The organism is Bombilactobacillus thymidiniphilus (genome assembly GCF_023380245.1).
In the GTDB taxonomy this organism is placed as follows: Bacteria; Bacillota; Bacilli; order Lactobacillales; family Lactobacillaceae; genus Bombilactobacillus; species Bombilactobacillus thymidiniphilus.
In genome coordinates this window covers 849697-875425 of sequence record NZ_CP093365.1, presented here as the reverse complement: position 1 = coordinate 875425, position 25729 = coordinate 849697, and the positions used below count along the sequence as shown (strand labels likewise).

General features: G+C 34.4%; 30 protein-coding genes. 5 read left to right on the top strand and 25 right to left on the bottom strand.

Annotated elements, in window-relative coordinates:
* Positions 1-50: 50 nt before the first annotated feature.
* Positions 51-2414 (bottom strand): phosphoketolase family protein, encoded by a 2364-nt coding sequence (locus MOO47_RS04635; protein ID WP_249512304.1) that lies wholly within the window; start codon positions 2412-2414, stop codon positions 51-53.
* 108 nt (positions 2415-2522) lie between these two features.
* Positions 2523-3248 carry a GntR family transcriptional regulator gene (locus MOO47_RS04630; protein ID WP_249512303.1) on the bottom strand — a complete coding sequence of 242 codons (726 nt, stop codon included), beginning with the start codon at positions 3246-3248 and terminating at the stop codon, positions 2523-2525.
* Positions 3249-3388: 140 nt separating this feature from the next.
* Between MOO47_RS04630 and MOO47_RS04625 the strand changes: the two genes are divergently transcribed.
* The 3 genes from MOO47_RS04625 to MOO47_RS04615 all read left to right on the top strand — a co-directional run bounded on the left by MOO47_RS04625 (position 3389) and on the right by MOO47_RS04615 (position 6863).
* Positions 3389-4753: a hemolysin family protein gene (locus tag MOO47_RS04625; RefSeq protein WP_249512302.1), complete on the top strand. Its 1365-nt coding sequence runs from the start codon at positions 3389-3391 to the stop codon at positions 4751-4753.
* A gap of 105 nt (positions 4754-4858) precedes the next feature.
* Complete coding sequence (locus MOO47_RS04620; RefSeq protein WP_249512301.1) at positions 4859-6145, top strand: APC family permease; 1287 nt, start codon at positions 4859-4861, stop codon at positions 6143-6145.
* Between the two features lie 61 nt (positions 6146-6206).
* On the top strand, positions 6207-6863 hold the full coding sequence (locus MOO47_RS04615) for a trypsin-like serine peptidase (protein WP_249512300.1): 657 nt from the start codon (positions 6207-6209) through the stop codon (positions 6861-6863).
* Here MOO47_RS04615 and asnA read toward each other — a convergent pair.
* The 5 genes from asnA to MOO47_RS04590 form a co-directional block, all read right to left on the bottom strand.
* Positions 6855-7862 (bottom strand): aspartate--ammonia ligase, encoded by a 1008-nt coding sequence (asnA, locus tag MOO47_RS04610; RefSeq protein WP_249512299.1) that lies wholly within the window; start codon positions 7860-7862, stop codon positions 6855-6857. The two genes, MOO47_RS04615 and asnA, sit on opposite strands and share 9 nt — an antisense overlap.
* A gap of 514 nt (positions 7863-8376) precedes the next feature.
* Positions 8377-9483 carry an RES family NAD+ phosphorylase gene (locus MOO47_RS04605; RefSeq protein ID WP_249512298.1) on the bottom strand — a complete coding sequence of 369 codons (1107 nt, stop codon included), beginning with the start codon at positions 9481-9483 and terminating at the stop codon, positions 8377-8379.
* The gene (locus tag MOO47_RS04600) at positions 9480-10412 is read right to left on the bottom strand and encodes a sce7725 family protein (protein ID WP_249512297.1); all 933 of its coding nucleotides are present in this window, start codon (positions 10410-10412) and stop codon (positions 9480-9482) included. Before MOO47_RS04600 ends, MOO47_RS04605 begins: the two co-directional genes overlap by 4 nt.
* Before the next feature lie 2 nt (positions 10413-10414).
* Complete coding sequence (locus MOO47_RS04595; protein ID WP_249512296.1) at positions 10415-11272, bottom strand: sce7726 family protein; 858 nt, start codon at positions 11270-11272, stop codon at positions 10415-10417.
* Between the two features lie 386 nt (positions 11273-11658).
* A complete protein-coding gene (locus MOO47_RS04590; protein ID WP_249512295.1) occupies positions 11659-12483 on the bottom strand; it encodes an Rgg family transcriptional regulator in 825 nt (274 codons plus the stop codon).
* A 105-nt stretch (positions 12484-12588) separates the two neighbouring features.
* On the opposite strand from MOO47_RS04590, the gene MOO47_RS04585 reads away from it, so the two are divergent.
* On the top strand, positions 12589-13800 hold the full coding sequence (locus MOO47_RS04585; protein ID WP_249512294.1) for an MFS transporter: 1212 nt from the start codon (positions 12589-12591) through the stop codon (positions 13798-13800).
* Positions 13801-13816: 16 nt separating this feature from the next.
* Here MOO47_RS04585 and MOO47_RS04580 read toward each other — a convergent pair whose 3' ends face one another.
* The 12 genes from MOO47_RS04580 to fba form a co-directional block, all read right to left on the bottom strand.
* Entirely contained in the window at positions 13817-14503 is a 687-nt protein-coding gene (locus MOO47_RS04580; RefSeq protein ID WP_249512293.1) for a hypothetical protein, read from the bottom strand.
* 14 nt (positions 14504-14517) lie between these two features.
* The gene (locus MOO47_RS04575) at positions 14518-15177 is read right to left on the bottom strand and encodes a hypothetical protein (RefSeq protein ID WP_249512292.1); all 660 of its coding nucleotides are present in this window, start codon (positions 15175-15177) and stop codon (positions 14518-14520) included.
* Positions 15178-15208: 31 nt separating this feature from the next.
* Positions 15209-15889 (bottom strand): hypothetical protein, encoded by a 681-nt coding sequence (locus MOO47_RS04570; protein ID WP_249512291.1) that lies wholly within the window; start codon positions 15887-15889, stop codon positions 15209-15211.
* Positions 15870-16562, bottom strand: a complete 693-nt coding sequence (locus tag MOO47_RS04565) for a hypothetical protein (protein ID WP_249512290.1) — start codon at positions 16560-16562, stop codon at positions 15870-15872. The genes MOO47_RS04570 and MOO47_RS04565 overlap by 20 nt, the downstream gene beginning before the upstream one ends.
* 31 nt (positions 16563-16593) lie before the next feature.
* On the bottom strand, positions 16594-17274 hold the full coding sequence (locus tag MOO47_RS04560) for a hypothetical protein (RefSeq protein WP_249512289.1): 681 nt from the start codon (positions 17272-17274) through the stop codon (positions 16594-16596).
* 14 nt (positions 17275-17288) lie between these two features.
* Positions 17289-17948, bottom strand: coding sequence for a hypothetical protein (locus tag MOO47_RS04555; RefSeq protein WP_249512288.1), 660 nt, complete (start codon positions 17946-17948; stop codon positions 17289-17291).
* Positions 17949-17970: 22 nt separating this feature from the next.
* Positions 17971-18648: a hypothetical protein gene (locus MOO47_RS04550; protein ID WP_249512287.1), complete on the bottom strand. Its 678-nt coding sequence runs from the start codon at positions 18646-18648 to the stop codon at positions 17971-17973.
* 12 nt (positions 18649-18660) lie between these two features.
* Positions 18661-18972, bottom strand: coding sequence for a DUF4176 domain-containing protein (locus MOO47_RS04545; protein WP_249512286.1), 312 nt, complete (start codon positions 18970-18972; stop codon positions 18661-18663).
* Positions 18973-19014: 42 nt separating this feature from the next.
* Positions 19015-20289 (bottom strand): LXG domain-containing protein, encoded by a 1275-nt coding sequence (locus MOO47_RS04540; RefSeq protein WP_249512285.1) that lies wholly within the window; start codon positions 20287-20289, stop codon positions 19015-19017.
* On the bottom strand, positions 20286-20621 hold the full coding sequence (locus tag MOO47_RS04535; RefSeq protein WP_249512284.1) for a hypothetical protein: 336 nt from the start codon (positions 20619-20621) through the stop codon (positions 20286-20288). Before MOO47_RS04535 ends, MOO47_RS04540 begins: the two co-directional genes overlap by 4 nt.
* Positions 20622-20636: 15 nt before the next feature.
* Positions 20637-20891, bottom strand: a complete 255-nt coding sequence (locus tag MOO47_RS04530; RefSeq protein WP_249512283.1) for a TIGR04197 family type VII secretion effector — start codon at positions 20889-20891, stop codon at positions 20637-20639.
* Positions 20892-21029: 138 nt separating this feature from the next.
* Positions 21030-21896, bottom strand: a complete 867-nt coding sequence (gene fba, locus MOO47_RS04525; RefSeq protein WP_249512282.1) for a class II fructose-1,6-bisphosphate aldolase — start codon at positions 21894-21896, stop codon at positions 21030-21032.
* Positions 21897-22062: 166 nt separating this feature from the next.
* Between fba and MOO47_RS04520 the strand changes: the two genes are divergently transcribed.
* Positions 22063-22902, top strand: a complete 840-nt coding sequence (locus tag MOO47_RS04520) for an aldo/keto reductase (RefSeq protein WP_249512281.1) — start codon at positions 22063-22065, stop codon at positions 22900-22902.
* 22 nt (positions 22903-22924) lie between these two features.
* Here MOO47_RS04520 and MOO47_RS04515 read toward each other — a convergent pair whose 3' ends face one another.
* From MOO47_RS04515 to MOO47_RS04490, 6 genes are all read right to left on the bottom strand, one after another.
* Positions 22925-23242 carry a DUF4176 domain-containing protein gene (locus MOO47_RS04515; protein WP_249512280.1) on the bottom strand — a complete coding sequence of 106 codons (318 nt, stop codon included), beginning with the start codon at positions 23240-23242 and terminating at the stop codon, positions 22925-22927.
* A gap of 16 nt (positions 23243-23258) precedes the next feature.
* Positions 23259-23555: a DUF4176 domain-containing protein gene (locus MOO47_RS04510; RefSeq protein ID WP_249512279.1), complete on the bottom strand. Its 297-nt coding sequence runs from the start codon at positions 23553-23555 to the stop codon at positions 23259-23261.
* On the bottom strand, positions 23548-24039 hold the full coding sequence (locus MOO47_RS04505) for a hypothetical protein (protein WP_249512278.1): 492 nt from the start codon (positions 24037-24039) through the stop codon (positions 23548-23550). Before MOO47_RS04505 ends, MOO47_RS04510 begins: the two co-directional genes overlap by 8 nt.
* Before the next feature lie 9 nt (positions 24040-24048).
* Positions 24049-24504 carry a hypothetical protein gene (locus MOO47_RS04500; RefSeq protein ID WP_249512277.1) on the bottom strand — a complete coding sequence of 152 codons (456 nt, stop codon included), beginning with the start codon at positions 24502-24504 and terminating at the stop codon, positions 24049-24051.
* A 97-nt stretch (positions 24505-24601) separates the two neighbouring features.
* Entirely contained in the window at positions 24602-24742 is a 141-nt protein-coding gene (locus MOO47_RS04495) for a hypothetical protein (RefSeq protein ID WP_249512276.1), read from the bottom strand.
* A gap of 371 nt (positions 24743-25113) precedes the next feature.
* Positions 25114-25605: a hypothetical protein gene (locus MOO47_RS04490; protein WP_249512275.1), complete on the bottom strand. Its 492-nt coding sequence runs from the start codon at positions 25603-25605 to the stop codon at positions 25114-25116.
* Between the last annotated feature and the right edge of the window lie 124 nt (positions 25606-25729).

Sequence of the window (25729 nt, the reverse complement as noted above, 5' to 3'; positions counted from 1 at the left end):
AAGCATAATAAAAAAGCCATAACAAATTTTAATTTGTTATGGTTTTTAATCTAATTAAACCCTTTAAATTGCCAATTATTAACTTCTGGCAAGTCATCACCATTTTCACGAATGTAATCATGATGGGCTTGCAATTTATCATCCATTTTTTGACTAAAGCCTTGATCCTCAGTGCCATAAACTAGTTGCGCTGCATGTTGTGCTAGATGAAAACGATCCAATTCATTAACAACTCGCATATCAAATGGTGTTGTAATATCACCATTTTCACGATAGCCATGTGCATACATCTGGTGATTATGCCGTTCATAGAAAATATTACGTAAAATATCTTCATAACCATGGAAAGCAAAAACAATCGGCGTATCAGTTGTGAAAATAGCATCAAATTGTTCATCACTTAAACCATGTGGATTTTGCTCTGGGACTTGTAATTTCAACAAATCTACCACATTCACAAAACGAAGCTTCATGTCTGGATATTGTTCGTGCAATAAATCAATCGCAGCCAATGCTTCCATATTAGGTTCAGTTCCGGCTGCTGCAAACACGATGTCTGGTTTTTGACCGTGATCGTTACTTGCCCAATCAATAACTTTCAAACCAGAATTGACTAATTCTTCAGCTTCAGCCATAGAATAAAATTGTGGTCGCGGTTGCTTGGAAGCAATAATCAAATTGATTACCTCTTCATCGTTTAATGAATGATTAGCCACGGCTAATAGTGTATTAGCATCGGCTGGTAAATATTCACGAATATATTCCGGCTTCTTCTCGGCTAAATGCGTGATAATACCGGGATCTTGATGCGTATAACCATTGTGGTCTTGTTGGAAAGATGTGGAAGTAGAAATCACATTTAAAGCGGGGTATTTATTACGCCACGGTTGCTCGTTAGCTTTACGAAGCCATTTGAAATGCTGTGTCAACATGGAATCCACGACGCGCAAGAAAGCTTCATAGCTAGCAAAAATTCCATGCCGCCCTGTCAAAGTATACCCTTCTAGCCAGCCTTCCGCTTGATGCTCTGACAACTGTGCGTCCAAAATGCGACCCGCCGGTGCTTCAAATTCATCGTTTGGTTTTTTAATTGCTTCCATCCATTGTCGATCACTTGCTTCAAACATATGCATCAAACGGTTAGACATAGTTTCATCAGGACCGAAGAACCGAAAATTATCCGGATTCTTCTTGATCAAATCGCGCAAATAATTACCTAATTCCACCATATCTTGGGCAATTAGAGAACCAGGCTTATCAAATTGTAGCTGATAGTTATGAACGTCAGGCAAGTTCAATGGTTTAGGATCCAAACCACCATTGGTAATTGGGTTCATCGCCATGCGCTTGTTGCCTTTTGGTGTCAAAGCTTTAATTTGCGATTTCAGCGTACCCTTTTCGTCAAATAATTCATCAGGATGATAGGACTGTAGCCAACTCACTAATTGATCAGCATGTTCCATATCATTCTCATCAACAGGGATCGGAATTTGATGTGCACGGAAAGAATCTTCAATTGGTTGCCCATCCCAAGTTTTAGGACCCGTCCAACCTTTAGGAGCGCGGAAAATAATGACTGGCCAATTGCCCATTTTGGCATCTTCGGCACTGTTTTGACGAGCCGCATGTTGAATAGCTTGAATTTTTTCGATTGCTTGATCCATAGCTTGTGCCATTTCGGGATTCATTTTATCAGGATTAGTACCTGACACAAAAATCGGATCCCAGCCCAAACCTTGGAAATACTGTTTCAAATGTTCATCATCTTTACGAGCTAAAATAGTTGGATTGGAAATCTTAAAACCATTCAAATTTAAAATAGGTAAAACAGCACCATCTTTAACTGGATTGATGAAGACATTAGATAACCAAGAAGCCGCTAATGGTCCCGTTTCTGCTTCACCATCGCCAATGACTACTGCAGCAATCACATCAGGATTATCCAAAATGGCACCGACACCATGTGATAAAGAATAACCTAGCTCACCACCTTCATGAATGGAACCAGGTGTTTCAGGAGCCGCATGTGAAGCAATCCCACCCGGAAAAGAAAATTGCTTAAATAATTTTTGCATACCGGTTTCATCAGCACTGATTTCTGGATAGATTTCACTATAGCTACCATCCAAATAGGAATTAGATACCATGACTTGTCCACCGTGTCCGGGACCTTCAATATAAAACATGTTCAAATCATATTTATTAATAACCCGATTCAAATGCGTATAAATAAAGTTTTGTCCTGCAATAGTTCCCCAATGACCAATCGGATGCACTTTAACGTCACTGGATTTTAAGGGACGCCGCAACAAAGGGTTATCTTTTAAATATAATTGTCCCACTGAAATATAATTGGCTGCATTAAAGTACTGGTGCATTAAATCAAAATACGCCGGACTACTGTAATCTGTCATAATATCCTCCTTTAAATCACAACTTACCGAAATTCTTTATTAACATAGGTTATTTATAAACTGAAATCGTTTTTTTGTCAACCAGTTAAAAAAATGGTACGTTCCAATTTATTTGTTAAGATCAACAAACGTTGCAAAATTAAAAAACTGATAATGTAAACGCATACTGGAATATTCGAAAGGTAAGCCATCATCTGTAAAAAAAATACCGTTAACCACACCTACTGGCTGTTCCGAAGTCAAATGCAGTAATTTTTGATCTGTAAGCGTTGAAGGTGCCACCGTAATATCTAGATAAGAACGATTAATAATCTTATTATCATGAACTTCTAAATAATTGAATAACGACTGTTCCAACACTTTATGGGACAAATTAGGCAACAAACGCACAGGTATATAGCTGGTTTCCACCAAAATTGGCGTATCATCCAGCGAACGCAAGCGCTGAAAAACATATACAAAATCGTCAGCAGTTAGAAATAAATTTTGTTGAATTTCAGCAGTTGGTTGCACCACATTCAAATCTAAAACCGTAATTTTTTGTGCTTGTCCATTAGTTACAATTGACGTAGTCAAGCCCACGTTATCACCCGTATAATCCAAAGAAGTTTGATTACGCAAAAACAATGGATTCACAAAATTACCAGCACCTTGCTTTTTGAAAATGATGCCTTGATCAGCGAGCACTTGCACTGCACGCTTAATGGAACTGCGACTTACTGCAAAATTGTCTGCCAGGGTACGTTCATCCGGCAAGCGCCAATGCGGATATTTTTCATCAATAATATTTTGCTTAATAGTCTGCGCAATTTGCATATATAGCGGTTTTTTCATTCATTAACCTCCATTAATTCTTCATACTATCATAATTCCACAATAATTCTTTTTATAATCCAAGACCAGCTTCATAGAATATTCTAAAAATCACTGGTATAATTAAGCACAAAATCATTTTGAAATGAGGAGTAATTGTTTTGTCTGATGCTCAGATATTCATCAACATTATTTGGATTCTGGTAATTTTTGTTTTAGCCTTTTTCTTTATTTTAGCGGAATTTGCACTCGTTTCCACGCGTCCTAGCCAAATTGAGGACGCCTTAGAGAATAACCAAGGCAACGTTAAAAAATTAAAGCGTGCTAAATATATGCTGGAACATCTTAATGAGTACTTATCGACTACCCAAGTAGGTACAACCGTGACCAGCTTAGTATTAGGTTGGATTGGTGAAGATACTTTACAAGCTTTTTTTGATCACGTGCTAGATATTTCACTGAAATCTTCACCTACCATTCATGCTATCAGTTCCGTAATTGCTTTGCTACTTTTGACCTATTTACAAGTTGTAATTACAGAAATTGTCCCGAAGAATATTAGTATTGATTTACCTTTAAAAATGCTTTTATTAACAGTCACACCACTAAAAGCTTTCCATACGATTGCTTATCCATTTGTTTGGTTATTGAATGTTTCCGCCACCGGTATTGTTAAGATGATTGGTATGAAACCTGCTGATTCAGAGAGCGAGGCGTTTACGCAATCCGAAATTTTGCGCTTGTCACAAGCTTCTGTAAGCAACGGTGAGCTGGATAAAAACGACTTAATTTATATGCGTCGAGCCTTTGACTTGAACGATAAGAGTGCTAAAGACATCATGATTGATCGAACCCGTTTATATGTAGTTGATATTACAGACACGGTTAATGACGTTATAAAAGATTATTTGCAGCAAGGTTTCTCGCGCTTTCCAGTTGTAGCTGATAACGATAAAGATAAAATTTTAGGTTACGTTTATGTTTATGATTTGGTACGCCAAAAGCAAGTTGACGGTTCCATTCCAATTAGCCGAATGTTGCGTTCTATGGTGACTGTGCCTGAAAGCATGCCGATTCATAGCGTTTTAAATCAGATGATTGCTAAGCAAACGCCAATCGTTGTTGTCGTTGACGAATATGGTGGTACCAGCGGGATCGTCACAGATAAAGATATTTATGAAGAGTTATTCGGGACTGTGAAAGACGAAGTAGATAATGTTTCTGAAGAATACATCACTAAAAATAAAGATGGTTCCTACAATGTCAGCGGTCAAACCACACTATATGATTTCGAACGTTACTTTAAAGTGGAAATCAGCGAATTCAAAGAATCCGATATCGTAACTTTATCAGGGTACTTTATTGATAAGTATCCTAATTTGCACCTTAATAGCGTGATTCATCTAGATCAATTTACACTCAAAGTAATTGATTTTGAGCATTCTTATGTCAATAAATTTCAAGTAACAATTGATAAAACCGCTCCTGTTGAAAACAATAATGAATTAAAATCATTGACAGATTAACAAGTCAACATAAAAAGCATCATTAATCATCAGATTAATGGTGCTTTTTTACGTGAATAATTCCAAGAAAAACTTATAATAAAATAAGAATGGGGGGATGGGAATTTGCATAAACAGCAATTGGGATTTGGCAGCATTATTTTACTAGGTTTGAATGCCATCATCGGCTCAGGAATTTTCTTATTACCTAACCAAGTTGCGCGATTGATGGGTACAGCTAGCCTATTGGTAATTGGTTTTGATGCTGTTTTAGTAATCAGTATCGCACTCTGTTTTGCCCAAGCAGCTACTTATTTCCACCAAGATGGCGGACCTTACTTATACGCTAAGAGTGCCTTTGGAGGCTTTGTTGGATTTGAAGTGGGTTTTATTACCTGGGTAATTTGCATCATTGCCCAAGCTACTATGACCGCTGCTTTTGAAACCGAGTTAGTGACCATTTTTCCTGCAATGCACCCATTTAAAGCATTGATTGCCAGCGCAATCATTATTATTTTGGCAATGATTAATCTTACAGGTGTTCAGGCTTCTAAAATTACAATTAACGTGGTGACTATTTCTAAACTCCTGCCATTAATTTTGTTTATCGCTATCGGAATTTTCTTTATTCGTGGACAAAATTTTGTACCGTTTTTCCCGCATGGTCATTATCAAAAAGGTTCTTTTGCTCCGGCGGCTATTACAATGTTCTACGCCTTTACCGGTTTTGAAGGCATGGTATTAGCAGCAGGTGACATGAAAGATGCTACTCACAACCTACCTAAAGCTATCACGCTAGTAATTAGTTGTGTCGCTCTGATTTATGCGCTGATCCAAATTACAACGACCGGCATCTTGGGTCAACAACTGGCTCACAATAATGTTCCCATTCAAGCTGCTTTTCAAAAAATTACAGGTCCAGTGGGTAACGACATTGTGGCTGCCGGTACTTTGTTGTCAACTGGTGGATTGATGGTGACCTCTAGTTTTATAACTCCGCGCGCTGGCGTTGCTCTAGGCGAAGGCGGTAGTTTGCCACGTTGGTTTGCCAAAAGAAATCAAGCTAACGCACCGTGGGTCACCATCATCATTAGTTTAAGTCTGACTTTAATTCTAGTTTGGTCGGGATCATTTAAGTTTCTCGTTCAAATTAGTGCCATTTCGCGTTTTGCGCAATATCTACCGACCTGTTTAGCGGTTTTAGTTTTTGCGCACACCAAAAAATTATCACCAAAGCAATTTCATTTAAAAGGTGGTCCAATAATACCATTACTAGCCATTGGAGTAAGTTTATGGCTCTTAATCCAAGTCAAATGGCAACAACTAATTCTCGGTTTAGGCGCACTAATCGTTGCCATACCAATTTATGGGTTCATGCATTGGCGAAAAATTGATCATGCTAAACATTACTAATCACATTACGTGACAAAGTTCGTGAATGTTTTTACCATTAGCCTAATGGGGGGCGAAGTACATGCACCATTTACGAAATTGGATCATCTTGAGCATTTGCTTTTTCAGTTTAACAAATACTTTTACAGCTATAGCAACAACACAAAATACTGCAGTTGTGCCTATTTTTAGTCAAGACGGCACCAGTTGGGGAACGGGAACATATATTGCACCTAACGTGATTTTAACAGCAGCGCATGTAATCACTGGTCTAAAAAACCAACCTATTTTCACTTTAGACGGTCAAGGAAAACGCTATACTGTAAGCAAACAAAACACTGTTCTTAATCCGAAATATTCTGCTCATTCGGATAATTATGATATTGCAGTAATCAAACTACCCAATACTTATAATTCTCATTATTATCAACTTAGTAACCCTACTGCCAACACCTTTTTGGCTGACTGGACTAGTTATCCAGTGCAAAACGCGCATCATCCACAAATCAGGCAAACACTAGCCGTCAAAAATCAAGGCCTTGTCACCAACGGGACAAATGATTACGTGGGTAGTGCCTGGACTAAAGTTGAATCTAAGCCTGGCGAGTCTGGCGCTGCTTTAACCAATCAACAACATGTTTGCGGTATTTTGGTCAGCCTAAACGAAGATAATCAACAAACTAATTTTTGTCTTTTGCGCGGAGCAAATTGGCATTTCGTACAAAGACAATTAAAGTAACGAAATTTGTGCTGTTTGACATTGTTGGCGCATTTCTTGCGACCAAATGCTAGCTTGCACTTCGCCAATGTGTGCCTTACCTAATAACAGCATACATAGCCGCGATTGTCCGATACCACCGCCAATGGTCAATGGTAATTCATCATGTAAAATTGCTTGGTGATAAGGATATTGTAGGCGTTCTGGCACTTTAGCAACTGTAATTTGCTTTTGTAAGGCGCTGGCATCCACTCGAATACCCATACTGGAAATTTCTAACACTGCTTGCAACAACTCATCCCAAAACAATAAATCACCATTTAACTGCCAATCATCATAATCTGGAGCACGCCCATCATGCTTTTTCCCATCACTGAGAGTAGCCCCAATCTGCATCACAAAAACAGCCCCCCATTGTCGGCAAATCTCCATTTCACGTTGCTTTGGTGTTAGATTAGGATAACGCTCCAGCAATTCTTGCGTTGTGATAAAGTACAATTCTTCAGGCAAAGTTGGCGTAGCTTGCGGGTAAAGTTCCCTAATATAGTCAGCAACTTGTTGAATAGCTTGAAAAATCTGCTGTACCGTGTATTGGAGCGTCGCTAAATTTCGTGCATCACGCGTAATGACGCGCTCCCAGTCCCATTGATCGACATATAATGAATGAAAATTATCTAATATCTCGTCCTTACGAATCGCTTTCATATCCGTATATAAACCTTCATGCACAGCAAAGCTATATTTTTTTAAGGCAACACGCTTCCATTTGGCCAATGAGTGCACGATTTCTAATTTTTGTCCAGGTAAAGCTGGAGCAGTGAAACTAATTGGTGTTTCCACACCATTTAAATTGTCATTTAAACCAGTTTTTGATTGAACGAATAACGGTGCCGTTACTTGCTGCAAATTAAGCGAAGAGCTAAACTTTTTTGCAAAAGTAGTACGAATCTCCTGCACTGCCATTTGCGTTTGGCGCAAGGATAATTTTGCTTGATAGTGCTCTGGTAAAATTAAAGTCATAATTGGTTCCCCCACGAAAGTTATTAAAACTAAAAAAGCCCGCCATCCCTAATCAAAGGGACGACGGACGCGCGGTACCACCCTAGTTGCTTATCAAAGCCAACTCAATAATAAAATGATAACGGATGATTACCGAAATACCCTACTGCTTGTCAGTTTCAGGCACCTAATTACAAAAAGTGTTCTTCAAATGGTGGATTTGGCGTTCACACTAATCGCCAATCACTGTGAAATTTCACCATTTTACTGTCTTTTTGAATGTCTTTAGTTTTATTAACGATAGCTTAACATATTATATTAGAAATGCAAGGACTTCGATTAGGAAAATGTAATCATTTGTTTTTAAGAAAGTCAAAAGATTTCTCTTGCAGAGACCTATTATATTACCAAAAAGTAGAAAAGACATAGTGCCTACGACAGAGATACCGCCCCTAATCAATACTATGCTTTTTTTCTGATCACACAGTAGCATAAAAATAACTTATGACTGTATTTAGGTGATTATATAAATACATTATCTCATTTCTAGTTTATCATAATGTATTGTTTTAATACGATATGTCTTAATATCTGATTCAATCTGAAGTATTTTTGAATTATTTGGTGACCCGTCAAATAAAACAACATTTTTAAAATTATTATCAAATGTACTCTTATACATTATACCGTCAATATCTTGTGCTTTAATTATGTCACTCATAAATTCAGTAGGAACAAGATCTATTTCAGATTTATCCTTTTTACTAAATTCAACCATGGCTGCATCAATATCTTGCAAAATATCATAATTCATAAGATAGCGGCTTAATACTGGAGAAGTAAAAATACTAATATTTGCAATTTGTCCTAAATCCACTACCCTTAAGTCATCAGTTGTAACTTGAAAGGTTGCTACCGTACATACATCATTGACGGATGCCCTGATCTCTTTTAAGCACACATCTTCGTCATAACTGAGATATAAATATCCAATTCCTGAAGCATTTAATCTGCCTGAAGTGGCTACCCTTCTAGGAGCAGCCCATAATTCTTCAGGCTTCAAAGCAATCCCATCATCACTTATTCTTGCTCTAAATAATTTATCTTCATTTCCATTTTTTAATGGAACCTCACAATCCTGGAAAAAAGCAATTAAAACTTGTTCGTTAACTAATTGTGAATGAAATCGATTATTAAATTTAATATCTTCTTTAAACTCATTCCAAGTTTTTCCTTTGAATATTCCTTCATCTTGTATTTTCTCCGGATACAACAGATAAGTTGGAATAATATCATCACTAAAAAGAGCGGGATCTTCTTTAATTCTATTTGGAAGAAGATGTTGCAAGAATCTCAAAATCTTGTTAGATGACATTGTCTCGGAAAATATGGAAGTATGATACTTTAAATAATCTGATAATGTAGATAGTTTATAATTCTTTTGTTCCAGTACTTGTCCATCAAAATCGTGTGTAAATTCATCTAATAAACCTTCAAAGTCTGAAGCAATATCCTCAGCATTATCTAAATCTAAAACATTTGTATAAGAATTTTTACAAAAGTCGCATGTTCCTTTCTTATTTAAAGACTTAATACGTTGTATAATATCCCTATCTTGAAAACATTCAACACAACACTTCATTTAATTTTACCGTCTAAGAAATTGCTCATTATTTCCAGATGATGTTTGATTGACTTTCTTTTAACAACACCAAGTCCAGGATAATCTCCCGTACGATGTAATTCTTGAAATTCATTCATAGCAATAGAATTATTTTTTATCTTAAAACTTGCACTCTGATCCCCATACCACTCAATTAGTTTGTTCAATGCCTCTTTAAATTTTCTACTTGGATTCCCGATACCATCATTAGAATCAGATACAAAATGATGAATACGCAACTTATTATCATTATCAAAATAAACTATGTGTATAGCGATAGCCTTAGGAGCAAAACCCTTTTCCATATATTCGGATCCTATCATTGAATAATCGCTAAAACCATAAAATCCATCTTGCTTATAAAATAAATGCTCGGATGAAAAGACTTGATCTGTATCTTCTGCGTAATCTTGATTTCTATCTTTTTTATCATATACATCGTTAAGTTCAATAATTTTAAAATTATTAACACGCTTTGCATCACGCATTTTGTCTCTATTATAAGTATCAATAACCAATAATGTATTATCACCATAAACGTTCTCTATATTCATCTCAGATTTTTTATCCAAAATAAACATGCGATATTGATTATTATTAGTACTAATTTTTTCACTGAAATTATCATTTAAAAAATAGGCACGAATGAACTCACTTGAATTTCTAATTTTCTCTATATCTTCATCGTTTTTGAAACCTTGATAATTACCCAATTTAGAGTCTTGAATAACGGCAATAGATCTATTAATCTTATAAAATTGCTCTAAAGTTTTTTTTAAGGTTGATGATGATGAAGCATTAGTAGGTTCAATTACAGGGACAATTTTGTCGCTAAGTCTCTGCTCTTCAAGAAGTTCTCTTAAAGCTAACAATTCATTTTGCTTTCCCCTGAGTAATGGATAATACATAACTACACATCCCCCATTTTTTTAGTTAAAAACCGATCTAATCTTTCAAAATTATCTTTCTTATAACTTGAAAAATAAACTAAACTCTTTATTTCGCGCGGAACCATTTTAAACTTTTCTATATTATCAGTGTCTACACCCCTTCTTTGTTTTAATTGCCACAACATTTCCTCTTGTGCTTTAAGAACATCCAATTCCTTAAATATTTGAAAACACGCATCATAGTATTCAAAATCCTTAGTTTTTGGCAAGTATCCAAAATTATCTTTCAAAATAGCTTCAAACTCATATTTTCTCAAAACTTTAAACATAGATTCATAATCTAATTTTTTTTCATACTTAATTGCTTTTCTTTCCTCATGTAATGTATTTCGTTTAGTTAAAACAATAATGCCAACTTCAGGGATATCAAGACTATTTTTTATTTGTTCTACGTGGCTTATATCCGTAACAATATTACAAAAGGAAAAAACATGATAATAATTTTCTATTTGGTCTTTTAATCTCTTTAAATTATCTAGTTCAGTTTTAATTTCATACGCCTGACCTACTCCATTGATAATAAGAAAATCCAGAATACATTTATTAACAGGAAGTTCTCTAATTGCTGTTGAAGTATTAATACTATGCCGTCCCAACAATATTTTGTTAAGCAATGTATTTTTATAAAAATATTCATTGCGGTGTTTCTTAGACATATAATCATAAATAATATTTAGCGCTTGTAAATTAGAAACAGAACTGGATGGTTCAATTAACTCGTTAATAACATTTTTATAAACAGTAACATTTTGTCCAGAAATAACTTTTTCTAATGAGTTTACCGTAAATAGTTTATTCAATAGTATCTTTATATTCATTTTTATAGCCTCATTTAGCAGTTGGGGGATACAATACTATATAAAATCAACATAAAAAATTATTGACAAATATTATAATGATTCTATACCTCATTGGATCAGAAAACACCCCAAACAATAAATTTAATGAATTATTTAGTTTAATACAGCTTCACCAAAAAGTTCAGAGCACTATTAACAAGTGGGGTTAAGCACCCAAAGTCTCTTTGTTTTATCTAATGCACATTCAATCTTGCTTGAAATAAAATATAAACTAAACTTATTTGTAATCGTAAACAATACATTTTTTTAAAATTCAATTGACATATATAAACTACCAATAAAAACATAATAAATCAATTTATTCTTTTAATAATAATTAAACTTTATGATGTACATTTTTGCAATTATTGTGAATTCAAAAATATCATATTAACCTCTTCCACTAAAGTCTTTATGTCCAAAAATTCTGCAACCTCCCCAACTTTCGCTAATTGCTTCCGTCCGAACGTTTGATTGCCAAACAAATATTCGATTTTAGCATTTTCAAACTGGAACAATAATTGATATCCCGCCAAGGTACTCCCCGTCGTAACTTGAGTACACAACCTCAAAACCACTTTGGCTGACGAAATAGCTTCTTCTTCGATCAACCGATCAGCACAATTAATTAATAAAGTCGCAAAAATTTCCGTGCTGTGAGGATACATTGCATAACGCTTTTGAACTTTCCAGGCTTCTTGCAACAAATTAATCAACATTTCTAAAGGCAATACATAGCAATTATTCGCTAAAAATTTGATATCTGCCAAAGTCCAGGTCGCTAAATTGGCAAAATAATTAATTACAAGTTGTGATTCCTGCTCGTCAAACGGATTATTTTTCTGATAGCAATCTAACAAGCGATAACTCGCCAACTGCACACGTTGCACCCCCGTATGATTGGCTTCTATTTGCTGTAAATATTTATTAAAATACTGCAACTGACCGCTATTCCAAGCAGTGCCCGTCACATAATGATAGTAATTGGCAAGACTAGGCTGATAATGATTGTCAATCCATTCAAATTCCTCTAGAGAAAGCATTAAGTTAGCCAAAACTTGTCTAAACTTATCTGCTGCCAGCATACGTTCATCCTTCTCAAACGCGATAGCATTAGGCTTAGAGCAAACATCCACGTAGACTTGTTTCAAAGTCAGATCCTTTTGCTGACGAATCTGTTTAACTGTCATTCCATACATAAATCCACCGCCTAGTTAAGAATAGTTAACTTTTTAATTTAATTACATTAAAGCACGGCATAATCTTTTTAGCAAAAACAAAGGATATCATTAATTATGCTGAATTTCTTACGCCGTAATTTATCATTTACTAAGCTAGCTAGCATTAATCTCTTTTCTAAATTGGGAGATCGACTATTTTATACTGCGATGCTCACGATCGCGACAACTTTGCCGCAAAGCCAATTGGCGATCACAATTGTATCCGTTTCAGAAACTTTACCAATTATCGCCAGTTTTTTGTTGGGTACCCTCGCTGACCAAAAAGCTAAAAAATTGCGCGCATTGAGCCAAAATTCTTTATTGCGTGCCCTGTTATACTGTGTAATTGCTATTTTAGCGGGCTATCACCACACTTTACGTTTATTACTGATCATGGCGGGACTAAATTTTTTATCGGATTTATTAGGCAATTACTCGTCATCTTTAATAATTCCGTTTACAAAATCCCTGATCAAAGATGCTGATCTCACGCAAGCGCAAGGTCTGCTCAGCTTAACCAATCAGTTAATCAATGTGTTGGCAACTTTGGCAGGTTCCCTATTACTGGCAATTTGGCAACCTAATTACCTAGCCTTTTTGAATGCCAGTATTTTTTTATTAGTCAGTTTCAGCTATCACGCCATTCAGACACAATTACAGCACGTCGAACAACAAATGCCACTTCATCATCCTGAAAATATGGCGCAGGCAACGGGGAATAATTTTCATTTATTATTACAAAAAAAGGATATTACCCGTAATTTATTACAGTTAGCTTTCATTAATGGTTTTTTTGGCGGACTGACGCCAATTTTTGTGATGTTTCTCAAAAACAACCGCAACTTACCGCTACTTTCACAGCCTATTAAAATTGCGTTACTATCAGTCATCACCACAATTTTTATGGTTATCGGCAATAGTTACAGCATCAAAATTTTCACTCAACAATCCATTCAATTCCTTGCAACTATTGCTGATCTATTCATGATGCTGGCCGCTTGGGGCTTGTTGCGCAACAATTTATATTTAGTTCTCATTAATGTTGCTGGCAGCGCCTTTTTGTTGGGTATTATTTCACCACGCTTTTCAGCCCAAATTATTAGAACTTTCCCGGGAAATAACTTAGGTGGCATCGTCACTATTGCCAATGCGTTATTGACACTAACTCCGCCACTCACCAGCATGATCTTTCCGTTAATTAGTGGTTATAGTTTAACTTTGAGCTACTGGAGTTTTGGTATTTATGGTTTGCTGGCGCTTTTACTCCAAGTAAAAAAAGTATCGTGAACTGGTCACAATACTTTTATTCTTCTATTGATAATAGTTTATACAAATTAGTACCTCTAGTACGATGATGGTCGCTAATTTTAAATATTATGAATCGACTAAAAATAATAAAATACGTATACACTAGTCCGTAAATAATCGTCAGCTCTATGTTGTTAGAAAACCTACCTATGGCTAAACCTTTCATGAACAGAAAATGCGCGATTAAAATTTCAGCTTCCTGCCGAACCGTCGTGCATACACTAGTCGTATCTGTCAATTCTAAAACATATTTGGGATATTTTGAAACATCAATTTTTAACAAATCATATATTCCAAAAGCAAGCATAATTATGATCAAGCCACATAAAAATACCATCAAAAACATTGTAGGATGAATTACGTGATGATCATAAACTCCGTGATATCCAGCCAGGATCCTTGCAAATATAAAACATGATAATGACAATAAAATAAAAAGCATATTTCCTATTGGTCGCTTCAAGTAAAGCGGTTTAGCTTTTTTTAAAAACAATTCTTGATCATCGTCCACATTATACATGAATAATTCCCGGTCGCGATTGATCAATGCAAACGGTCCATAATTACTAACGCGCTTTGGACTACTGTAATCCACCAAATAATAATGCTCACAATACTGAACCAAATAATATTGCAGATTAACTCGGCCAATAACATGAATGATGTGCTCTTCTTTTGACACCTAATCCCTCTTTTTCACTTTATTTGATAACTCTTTTTGCCACCAACTCTATCTAAACTGCACACAATAAAACGGTTGAGAACTACAAAACAAGGATATAAGAAACCGAAAATGATCAGTAAAAAAATATTGGCTGAATTGAAACCAATATCTAAACTGAGCCAGAGCAAAAAACAAAATCCAGAAACCACAGACACTTTTTTGAATATAGATAATTCTTTTTTGTCAATCAATTCTAATGTCATTGACTGATACAGCGAAACATCTATTTTTTCTTTACTATTTCTTTTCAAAAGTAACATAATAGATAAAATTAATAAGACTATAAGCGCAATGGGTAACAAGAAAAATAGTGAATACAAATACGAAGAGTCGTTATTATACAATAATAGAGTTAAGACTATAAAAGAAAGCAAAAATATTATCCAACCAATAATCGCTTGTTTAAAATTCAAATACTTGTGTTTAGCCCGGCGCAAAAATTGTTCTTTATCAGCGTTAATATCGTAAATATTGAATTGTTTATTGATTCCCAAAGAAAATAAAGGACCATAATTTTCTATCTGCAGTGGATCACTATAATCTAATAAATAATAGTGTTCGTAATATCTGATCAAATAATATTGCAGATTAACACGCCCCACTATATGAATCCTGTGATCAGTTTCTGACATAAATAACTCCTAAATATTATTAATTTTGAAACTACTTAATCTTATAGACTCTCCTGTAACTGTCTTTATCAGGCAAGCTAAATCCACAGACAATAAAACGATAAAAAATAATAAAAAAAGGATATAAAAAGCCAAAAATGATTGATAAAACAATGCTTGACGCATATGCTCCAATGTCGGAACTTAACCAAAATAAAAAGTAACTACCTACAATTAAACATATTCGCTTAAATATAGGTGACAATACCCCTTCATCGGATTCAACTAATTCCAAAGTTATCTCTTGATAATCTGAAACATCAACTTGCTTTTTTGAAGCTATTTGAAGTGTGATAGTAGTCACTACGATAAAAACAGCTAAAAACGCAAATGGTACCACATAATCATATATATACCAAAAATAATTTAAATGATCATTATATAAATGCGGTAGCAAACAGATTAAAGCCAACAAAAATAAAAACAAACAAAAAATGGAAAATCTGTGACTAAAATAATTAAACGTCAGATTTTGTAAATATTGTTCTTTTTCTTCCTCAACATCATAAATGGTTAATTCTCGATCACCACTTAATAAGCATAATGGACCATAATTACTAATTTTTCTGGGATTACTATAATCTAATAAATAATGCCGATCACAATATTTAATTAAATAATATTGCAGATTAACTCGACCAATAACCTTGATTTTATGGCCTTCTTTGGACACCCAATCTCTCCTTTATTTGATAACTCTTTTTGTCACCCACTCTATCCAAACTGCACACAATAAAACGGTTGAAAATTACAAAGTACGGATATAAAAAGCCTAAAATGATCAGTAAAACTACACTTGCTGTGTACATACCAATATTTAAACTGAGCCACAGTAAAAAGTAATTGCCAACAATTATGGATACTTTTTTCCAAATGGACGATTCTTTCACATCCATCAATTCCAAAGTGGATTTCCTATAAGACGAGACATCTATGGGATGCTTAATATTTATTTTTAAGTTCAGCGCAATTAATAAGATAAAGATAACCAAAATAAATAATGGTCGAACAAAAGTGTGTAAATACCAGTCAAGATTTGACAAATTATCATAATCCATGATAGGACATAAAATAACCAAAGCACATAAAAATAATATCCAACCAATAATTGCTTGTTTAAAATTCAAATACCTGTGTTTAGCCCGTCGCAGAAATTGTTCTTTATCACCCTCCACATCATAAACCGTAAACTGCTTATTACTATTAAAGAAAAATAAAGGACCATAATTTTCTATCTGCAGTGGATCACTATAATCTAATAAATAATAGTGTTCGTAATATCTGATCAAATAATATTGCATATTAACGCGCCCCACTATATGAATCCTGTGATCATTTTCTGACATAAATAACTCCTAAATATTATTAATTTTGAAACTACTTAATCTTATAGACTCTCCTGTAACTGTCTTTATCAGGCAAGCTAAGTCCACAGACAATAAAACGATAAAAAATAATAAAAAAAGGATATAAAAAGCCAAAAATGATTGATAAACCCACACTGGCTGTATAAAAAGCAACTCCCAAGCTAAACCATAGTGAAAAATAACTACTGGCAATTAAAAATATCCTCTTGAAAGTCGGTGAAAAAAGCTCATCTTCTAAATCAATTAATTCTAGCGTCACTGAACCATAAGATGAAACATCGATCGTCTTATGGGAAGAAATTTTGAAAACAACCACCGTCACTAAAATAAAACTTGCGAAAACCACAATGGGCATAGCCAGCTCATATATATACCAAAAGTCGGTCAAATTACTGCCATTAATTTTGGAACCCAGTGCAAATAAAACTACTAAAAATAAAAACAAACAAAAAATGGAAAATCTGTGACTAAAATAGTTAAACGTCAGATTTTGTAAATATCGTTCTTTTTCTTCCTCAACATCATAAATGGTTAACTCCCGATCACCACTTAATAAGCATAATGGACCATAATTACTAATTTTGCTGGGATCACTATAATCCAATAAATAATGCCGATCACAATATTTAATTAGATAATATTGCATGTTGATCCGTCCAATAACCTGAATTTTATGGCCTACTTTGGACAACTAATCTCTCCTCTTCACTTTATTTGATAACTCTTTTTGCCACCCACTCTATCTAAACTGCACACAATGAAACGATTGAAAATTATAAAATACGGATACAAAAAGCCAAAAATGATTAGTAAAACATTACTACAAGAATAAATATAAATATTTAAGCTTAACCACAACAAGAAATAATTTCCGTAGACTACAGAAACTTTTTTAAGAATAGACGTTTTTTTGAAACTTACTAATTCTAATTGCATGGATGGATAACGTGGCATATCCATTAACTGCTTATTGGTTCTTTTCAAGAGCATGGCAATTAATAAGATAACACTTCCTATAGTTACAGATGGTATAACAAAAATATACATATACCATTTCAAAGCATTATCATTATAAAGAAGGGGAAACAAGACAAGTAAAGATATCAAAAATAACAATAAACTGATAATCGCTTGTTTAAAATTAAAATACTTGTGTTTAGCTCGACGCAGAAATTGTTCTTTATCAGCCTCCACATCATAAACCGTAAACTGCTCATTACTATTAAAGAAAAATAACGGGCCATAATTGGCAAACTGACGCGGATCGCCATAATCCAACAAATAATGCCGATTGCAATACTTAACTAAATAATATTGCAGATTAACGCGCCCCACTATATGAATCCTGTAATCAGTTTCTGACATAAATAACTCCTATATACTTTTTTTATTTAATTTTATAAAGTTTTTTGTAGCTATTATTATCAGGTAAACTAAATCCACAGACGATAAAACGATAAAAAACAATAAAGCAAGGATACAACAGCCCAAAAATGATTGATAAAGCAAAATTCAATGAGCTAATCCCAACCCATAAACTCATCCACAACAAAAAACAGCTACTGGCAATTAAAAATATCCTCTTGAAAGTCGGTGAAAAAAGTTCATCTTCTAAATCAATTAATTCCAACGTTACTGAATCATAAGATGAAACATCGATCGGCTTATGAGCGGCAATTTTGAAAACTACCATCGTCAATAAAATAAAACTTGTGAAAATCACAATGGGCATAGCCAGCTCATATATATACCAAAAGTCGGTCAAATTACTGTTAATTTTTGAACCTAAGTTAATTAAAACTACTAAAAATAAAAACAAACAAAAAATGGAAAATCTGTGACTAAAATAATTAAACGTCAGATTTTGTAAATATTGTTCTCTTTCTTCCTCAACATCATAAATGGTTAATTCTCGATCACCACTTAATAAGCATAACGGACCATAATTACTAATTTTGCTGGGATCACTATAATCCAATAAATAATGCCGATCACAGTACTTGATTAAATAATATTGCATGTTGATTCGACCAACTAGCTTAATCCGATGAGCAGTTTCTGGCATACTCCAACTCCTTTAAAAAATGTCGGTGTCATTCTTGACTTTACCGCGTTGAATCTCGTCTTTTGTTTCTTCAATCCATTGCTCATAAAGATCACCAAAGTGCTTACCATCTTCATCTTGAAATCCCTGAAAAACAACTTCTGAAACATTGTCACGATTGAAATAATAAACCTGCTCTTGAGTATCTAAGCCCACTGGATATGGTGCAGCACTATAATCAAAATATACATCTTTTTCATTCTGCTTAATAATTTGTCCAATATTTAAAATCATCAATTTTTGTGAACCATTTACTAAAGTTACAACACTACCAATTGGTAACATATTTTTAAACTCCTCATCATCACATTATTTTTGACATCCAAGTTACTTATCATAGTGAATCGGCTTTTGAATAAAAGTATCACCAGGATTATACGGATTTGTATATAACATATCTATAGCATCCCCTAAATGATTTATATGGTCCGTAATAGCTTTATCCTTACCATATCGACTTTGATACCATGCAGTGGAATCGTTAGACTTATTTATCATATTATCAAATAGTCCAGACGAATTATGAGCACTTTGAGAAAAATTAGCACTACCAGGAGTAGTTCCAGATGCTTCAAAAGCACCGTCTGCCAATCCCTTATCACCATGCAATTTGGATCCAGCAGCATAAACCATTCCTCGCCCAACATTATGATGCCTATTATTGAATTTATTGAAATCATCAGCCATATCCATAAAATCCAATATTTTACCCAATACACCAAAAAAATTACTTCCTATGTTAGATGCAATGCTTATAGGGTTATTATATTTTCTTATAGAAGATTTAGAAAAACTAATTGCTTTATTCCTAGCCTTACTTTTACTCTTCACAAATGATCCATTTTTACGTGGCTGGAGTCTGGCGCCTAATGCTAGTCCAATATTTTTCTTTTTACTAAATTCAGACAATTTTTCTAAAGCTTCAGAACCATGATCTAAAAATTCACTATTAATCTCTTTTATCTCATCATCACTAAACAATTTTCCCAGAGATTTATTATCTTCATAATGACCATCACTCGAAATAACTGTTTTTTTCAAGGCAGCCAACTTTTTAACGGCTTGGTCTAAATTATGCAAACTATCACTAAACAGTCCCTTGGTCGTAGAGGAAAATGTCCGTAATTTATCTAATTTCTTCTCCAACTTATGGATATCATTAGTTAGATCCTGCATCATATTCCCCATTGTTTTTTGAATACCGGAAGTATCTAATTTATTTTGAGCTTTTTTGAGCAGATTAGCAGCATCCTCAAGCGAAGAACGCATATTTTTCTTTAAATTAATCTGCCGCAGTAGTTTATCTTCATTCAAGTCCCCTTCATTTTCAATTTCTTTATTGGCACTTTCATATTTTTTCAATTCTGTTTGAATATCATCAAAACCATTAGTTACTTGTGCCATAGTTGGCAAAATTAAATCGCCAAAAACATTTTTAGCTGCCGTATAAGACTTTCCCGATAATTTTTTACCATCAACGGCCGCAATGATATTGCGAATACCATCTTTGACGCTTGCAACTGTCTTTTTTGATGCTTGTAAATTACTTTTTAAACTTTTGATTAATTTAGCTGATTCAGAACTGTAATAAATCAAACTCATGATAAATGTCCTCGCTTTTGATAAAGTTCTTCTCGTTCATCATCCAGATTACGTAACTGGGTATGACTATCATGACTAACTTGTTCATGGAAATCATGAAAATAATGCTGAAACTTTAACTGCAACTGATCATTTTCACGTTGTTCATCAACATTTAGATGTAGATCCGACTGATTCAACTGTTGAAAATCATGATGTAAGTATTGTTGTACTTCATCTAAAGCCGTTTCTACTTTATTCTGCTCAAGCTTTAAATCATCAGTTCGCTCTTCATTATTCATAATCAAACGATTATATTCTTGGCGCTGTTCATCTTGCTCGCTATCAGACATTTTTATTTCCCCCAGTTAAAATTTAATACTATTATCAACTTCGGCTAACAGCTTATCAATTTGTGGAAATTTGTTGCCTTGTATTTGTACATATTCCACCAAATCGCTTAAAGTTGATATCATTTCGTTATTAACTTGCGTTCCATCAACTATACTTTCGATAGTACTTGTAGGCACGTCAATTTTACCTTCATTGACCACACTTACTCCTGATAACTTAGTAACTGCTGCTCCCGCCGTCGCTTGATTAGATGCAATTGATCCGCTCATTAAATTAACCCCCATTTAATTTAAAAATACCTTTTAATGTTAACATAAGATTACCGCACAATTAAAGTCAATATTGGACAAAATAAAAAAGCGTTGCGGCAACTCCCACAACACTTTAATCTAATAATTATTTAAAAATTAAACTGAAGGTGTACCAAACCATTCGATACGTTCTTTAACAGTTTCTTTAATTGCTTCTGTACCTGGCTTCAAAAGGTAACGTGGATCGTAACCTTTAGCATCAACATCTTGATCTTTGCCAGCTTCAACATATTTACGAGTAGCTTCAGCAAAAGCTAATTGACATTCAGTATTAACATTAACCTTGGAAACACCCATAGAAATAGCTTTCATGATTTGTTCCTTAGGAATACCTGAACCACCATGCAATACTAATGGAGTTTTAACTTCAGCAGCAATTTCTTGCAAACGGTCAAAATTCAAACCAGTCCAGTTTTCAGGGTAAACACCGTGAATGTTACCAATACCACAAGCTAAGTAATCAACACCTGTAGCTGCTAAAGCTTTAGCTTCTTCAACTGTAGCCAATTCACCATTACCAGTAATACCATCTTCTGTACCACCAATGGAACCAACTTCAGCTTCCACAGTAATACCCTTAGCATGTGCTAAAGCAACGATTTCTTTAGTTTTTGCTAAATTTTCTTCAAATGGAAGATCATGTCCATCGAACATTACGGAGTTGTAACCAACTTCAATACATTCTTTAGCTGCTTCATAGTTACCATGATCCAAATGCATTACAACTGGTGTTGTCATTTCTAAGGAATCAACAGTATCACTAACTAAATCTAAGCAAAGTTTGTAACCGCCCATATATTTAGCAGCACCCATTGATGTTTGGATCAAGATTGGGGTATTCGTTTCTTTGGCTGCACCTAAGATTGCGCGTGTCCATTCCAAGTTGTTAGTGTTAAAAGCACCAACAGCATATTTACCGGCACGTGCATTATCAAACATTTCTTTACCATTTACTAAGGCCATGATAGTCCTCCTAAAATAAATCTGCTATTTGTCATACATAGTTATTTTAACGCAAATCAAAGCGCTTGAACACCGCTTCACAATATGTAAACGTTTTCCAGAAATAGCTTTCTACAACACTTGATCTATAGAGACGCGTAAAATTAAATTTAAGAAGGTGAAAATCATGATCAAAGTACCAAAAATCACGTTAAATAATCAAGTTGAAATGCCCCAAATCGGCTTAGAACTGGCACAAACAGCTAACCAGAAAATTATCGAAAATGCTCTGGCAAACGGTTATCGAAGTTTTGATCTCGCCCAAATTTACACTAATGAAAGCATGGTAGGACAGGCTTTACACTCCAGCAAGGTTAAGCGCGAAGATTTATTTTTAACAGAGAAAGTTTGGATAAGTAATTTTGGCTTTCACCGTACTAAAAAAGCCATTGAGCAAGTCTTAAGCAAGCTGCAAACTGATTATTTGGATTTAGTATTATTGCATCAACCATTTAACGATTACTATGGTGCCTACCATGCTTTAGAAGATTTATATCATGAAGGCTTGGTTCGCGCCATTGGCGTCGCTAATTTTTTACCAGATCGTTATTTAGATTTGGCTAAATTCAGCCAAATAACGCCTGCAATTGATCAATTAGAGACGCATATTTTATTTCAGCAACAACAAATTACACCTTATTTAAAAGATTATGACACGAGAATTCAAGCTTGGGAGCCCTTGGCGCAAAATAATCCTGAATTATTAAATAATCAATTACTGCAAAATTTGGCACAAAAATATCATAAAACTGTTACACAAATTGCGCTACGTTTCCTAGTACAACAAGGTATGACCGTTTTGACTCCAGTGGCAGAGGCAAAAGTTATGCATGCTAATATTGATATTTGGGACTTCCAAATAACGATTGCTGAAATGCAGCAATTGACTGCACTAGATCGTAAAGAGCCTTACATTTTTGACTATCATGATCCCAGAGTAGTAAACGCCATTTTACGTACCAAATAAAAAAACGTCCCGAAGGGCGTTTTTAATCATTATCCACTGACAATTTTGGATAACCTGAAGATTCCACCAGCTCAGCATAATTATCTTCAAAAGCTAACTCTTCATTATCGCGATAGCCTAATGTATAGACTTCATCAATGTTTTCATGGTTGAAAAACAGCATATCATTAGGATCTTGCAATCCTTGCGGATGCACTACCGCACAATAATCAAAGTAACCACTAATTTCACTATCGCCAGGTTTTTTATATAATGCCGCACGACTGACAATCACTAACGGCGTACCGTCGCCATCCTGTAAACTTACTACCGAACCGATTGGTAAAATTTTATCTTGCATTTTTTATTTTTCCTTCCTATTTAATATACGCCGTTCCTTGTTGCACCGTGCCTGCTTTTTTCCAAGCAGCGACGCTTTCTTGAAAAGACAGTGTAGCCTCATTAACATAGCCTAAGCTGAGCACGTGGTTAATGTCAGCATCGTTGAAAAACAACACTTCATCTGAAATAACCCCCATCGGCAAGGGTACACCCGCATAATCGAAATAAACTTCCTCATCATCTTTAGTCGTAATCGGTAAACGCGACACCACCATCAACAAATCCTTAGCGTTGCCCAATGTGACGACACTCCCCACTGGCAAATTATTCATGCTGATCCTCCCAATATTTATCAAATTTTGACGGACGGTAAGCAGCAATACAAGCTTGCCCCGCCACTACATAACTAATAATTGTCAATAATTCATATAAAAATACGAAAAAATAATACATAATTATCCAAAAAGTTGAACCTTGTAATCGACCATATAATAGGATGAAAGAACTAAAGAAAACTATCGGCCAAATCACATCTACCCAAACAGTAATTGCTAGAGTTTGGTGTAAAGGCATCCGCGCACAATAAGTCAACAGCGAAACATCACTTTGTGCAGCCCGTGAGATATATTTTCCATTCAATTTAGTGGCAGCTAACCAAATACCTACTTTGTAAAAAATAACCATGAAAAGCCAAACAAACGGTGACCAATAGATAATCCCCTGACACCCCAATTTATACTGACAAAAATTGATTGCTAAACCTACTAGAGCGGCTAAAAAAGCCATTAAATAATATCTTTTAGTAAAAAATTTCAATAAATTATGTCAACTCCTTTTCATCGGTGCCTTATAAGCTAGCCAACTAGCTTTAGCAGAACCATAAAGACCCATTATTAAAAAGCTATATATTATGAAACTAATCATCAAGAACAATACATTTGTCAAAAATAAAATCATATTATTACCACTACGAAAAATTCCAATAACACCACTTATTAAACTAGCCACCGGTTGAAAACAGCTTCCTACGGCAATCAAGCCCCAAAATAATATTAAGCCCGCCAAGCGATACCCTTCCCAGCTCTTCAAAGCATGTTTATAATATTTACTCTGATTGACATAAAATCTTGGTAAAGGATGCTGAGATTCAAAATGACTATTCAACTTATTAGAAGTTAAATGCACAGATAAATTGCAGAATGCAAATGTAAATAAAGCAGACAATGTTGTAGCCATGCCCATGGAAATTGCCAAATCTTTTTGAGGTAGCAATATTAGCATTACAATGCTTTCAAGCAACTTTATAAGCAAAAAGATAAATAGCGATAAACTATATCTGCGCGTAAAATAACGGATTAACGAAATATCAATCACCTCACTAATGTGTTATCGGCGCTTTATAAGCTCGCCAACCAGCTGTGGCAGCGCCATAAAGACTCAAAAATAAAAACAACAAGTCAACAATTAAAAGACAAAAATATGGGATATACATGAGTCCCAAACCCTTAATAAACACCATCCCCCTAAAGTAATCAATCACGTTAAATAAAATAAAAGCTATCCACATTAAGATCAAAAACCAAGGAAGAACTGTCAAAAAAAGTTGTCTCTTAAATTCAAGCTGAGGGGTATGCTTCATATACTTATACTGTGGCGAATTAGCTATATCAAAGTGAATGGATGTATAATTCTTTGTAAGCACAAATAAAATAGAAAAAAACATTCCTGGACCCACAATCCCAACAAAAATATCCGACTCTATATCTACAGCGTGCGAGCTAAAGTAAAATTGATACATAGTCATGATAATGGAAAATAAAATAAATAAGATTAATGATAAATAGTACTTTTTAGTAAAAAAATGGATTATTTTCAATAAAAATCTCCTTATTACTTATGTTTATAAGCTGTAATGCAAGCTCTAGCAGAACCGTACAAACTATTAATCAAGAAAAACAATCCACCAAAATATAAAAATAGCCAAGGAGTGTATCGCCAATTGAGCCAAAAAGCCCAAATTAATAACATTACGTGGAACACAGCCAAAAATATAATCATTGATATCCACATAAATATTGTGGAAAATTTGCCAATTAATAAATTCCAATTTCTACTCAGATCCGTAAATGCAGTTGGTTTCACATTTTTATAATCTTTATCATGATATAAATCAAATTGAATAGAAGACATATAATAAGAAAATTTATAAAGGCAACTAATTATTGTAGCAAGTAAAGCTGTAAACATAATAAATGGCGAACCATCATTGGGAAAGCCTGCTAGTATCTGATATAGAAACAAAAAAATAAAAATAACTGCGTATATAAATAAAGACAAATAGTATTTGTGTGACCAAAAATCAAGCAATTGTTTATCCCCCACATTAATTTATCCAGTGGATACATAAGTATAATAGGATAAAAATAACTGCAGAAACACTAATAGTAGCACCAAAAGTAAAAGAGCTAAATTTAAATTGATACAGAACAACAAAAATAGTTAAAGC

Excerpts from the sequence above, each read along its gene's own strand:
- MOO47_RS04630 (WP_249512303.1), bottom strand. The coding sequence starts at position 3,248 with ATGAAAAAACCGCTATATATGCAAATTGCGCAGACTATTAAGCAAAAT.
- MOO47_RS04565 (WP_249512290.1), bottom strand. The coding sequence starts at position 16,562 with ATGTCAGAAAATGATCACAGGATTCATATAGTGGGGCGCGTTAATATG.
- MOO47_RS04600 (WP_249512297.1), bottom strand. The coding sequence starts at position 10,412 with ATGTATTATCCATTACTCAGGGGAAAGCAAAATGAATTGTTAGCTTTA.
- MOO47_RS04550 (WP_249512287.1), bottom strand. The coding sequence starts at position 18,648 with ATGCCAGAAACTGCTCATCGGATTAAGCTAGTTGGTCGAATCAACATG.
- MOO47_RS04540 (WP_249512285.1), bottom strand. The coding sequence starts at position 20,289 with ATGAGTTTGATTTATTACAGTTCTGAATCAGCTAAATTAATCAAAAGT.
- MOO47_RS04575 (WP_249512292.1), bottom strand. The coding sequence starts at position 15,177 with ATGTCAGAAACTGATCACAGGATTCATATAGTGGGGCGTGTTAATCTG.
- fba (WP_249512282.1), bottom strand. The coding sequence starts at position 21,896 with ATGGCCTTAGTAAATGGTAAAGAAATGTTTGATAATGCACGTGCCGGT.
- MOO47_RS04555 (WP_249512288.1), bottom strand. The coding sequence starts at position 17,948 with ATGTCAGAAACTGATTACAGGATTCATATAGTGGGGCGCGTTAATCTG.
- MOO47_RS04495 (WP_249512276.1), bottom strand. The coding sequence starts at position 24,742 with ATGGTGTTTATTAAGGGTTTGGGACTCATGTATATCCCATATTTTTGT.
- MOO47_RS04615 (WP_249512300.1), top strand. The coding sequence starts at position 6,207 with ATGCACCATTTACGAAATTGGATCATCTTGAGCATTTGCTTTTTCAGT.
- MOO47_RS04595 (WP_249512296.1), bottom strand. The coding sequence starts at position 11,272 with ATGAATATAAAGATACTATTGAATAAACTATTTACGGTAAACTCATTA.
- MOO47_RS04520 (WP_249512281.1), top strand. The coding sequence starts at position 22,063 with ATGATCAAAGTACCAAAAATCACGTTAAATAATCAAGTTGAAATGCCC.
- MOO47_RS04510 (WP_249512279.1), bottom strand. The coding sequence starts at position 23,555 with ATGAATAATTTGCCAGTGGGGAGTGTCGTCACATTGGGCAACGCTAAG.
- MOO47_RS04545 (WP_249512286.1), bottom strand. The coding sequence starts at position 18,972 with ATGTTACCAATTGGTAGTGTTGTAACTTTAGTAAATGGTTCACAAAAA.
- MOO47_RS04515 (WP_249512280.1), bottom strand. The coding sequence starts at position 23,242 with ATGCAAGATAAAATTTTACCAATCGGTTCGGTAGTAAGTTTACAGGAT.
- MOO47_RS04605 (WP_249512298.1), bottom strand. The coding sequence starts at position 9,483 with ATGAAGTGTTGTGTTGAATGTTTTCAAGATAGGGATATTATACAACGT.
- asnA (WP_249512299.1), bottom strand. The coding sequence starts at position 7,862 with ATGACTTTAATTTTACCAGAGCACTATCAAGCAAAATTATCCTTGCGC.
- MOO47_RS04530 (WP_249512283.1), bottom strand. The coding sequence starts at position 20,891 with ATGAGCGGATCAATTGCATCTAATCAAGCGACGGCGGGAGCAGCAGTT.
- MOO47_RS04500 (WP_249512277.1), bottom strand. The coding sequence starts at position 24,504 with ATGCTAATATTGCTACCTCAAAAAGATTTGGCAATTTCCATGGGCATG.
- MOO47_RS04535 (WP_249512284.1), bottom strand. The coding sequence starts at position 20,621 with ATGTCTGATAGCGAGCAAGATGAACAGCGCCAAGAATATAATCGTTTG.
- MOO47_RS04585 (WP_249512294.1), top strand. The coding sequence starts at position 12,589 with ATGCTGAATTTCTTACGCCGTAATTTATCATTTACTAAGCTAGCTAGC.
- MOO47_RS04635 (WP_249512304.1), bottom strand. The coding sequence starts at position 2,414 with ATGACAGATTACAGTAGTCCGGCGTATTTTGATTTAATGCACCAGTAC.
- MOO47_RS04590 (WP_249512295.1), bottom strand. The coding sequence starts at position 12,483 with ATGACAGTTAAACAGATTCGTCAGCAAAAGGATCTGACTTTGAAACAA.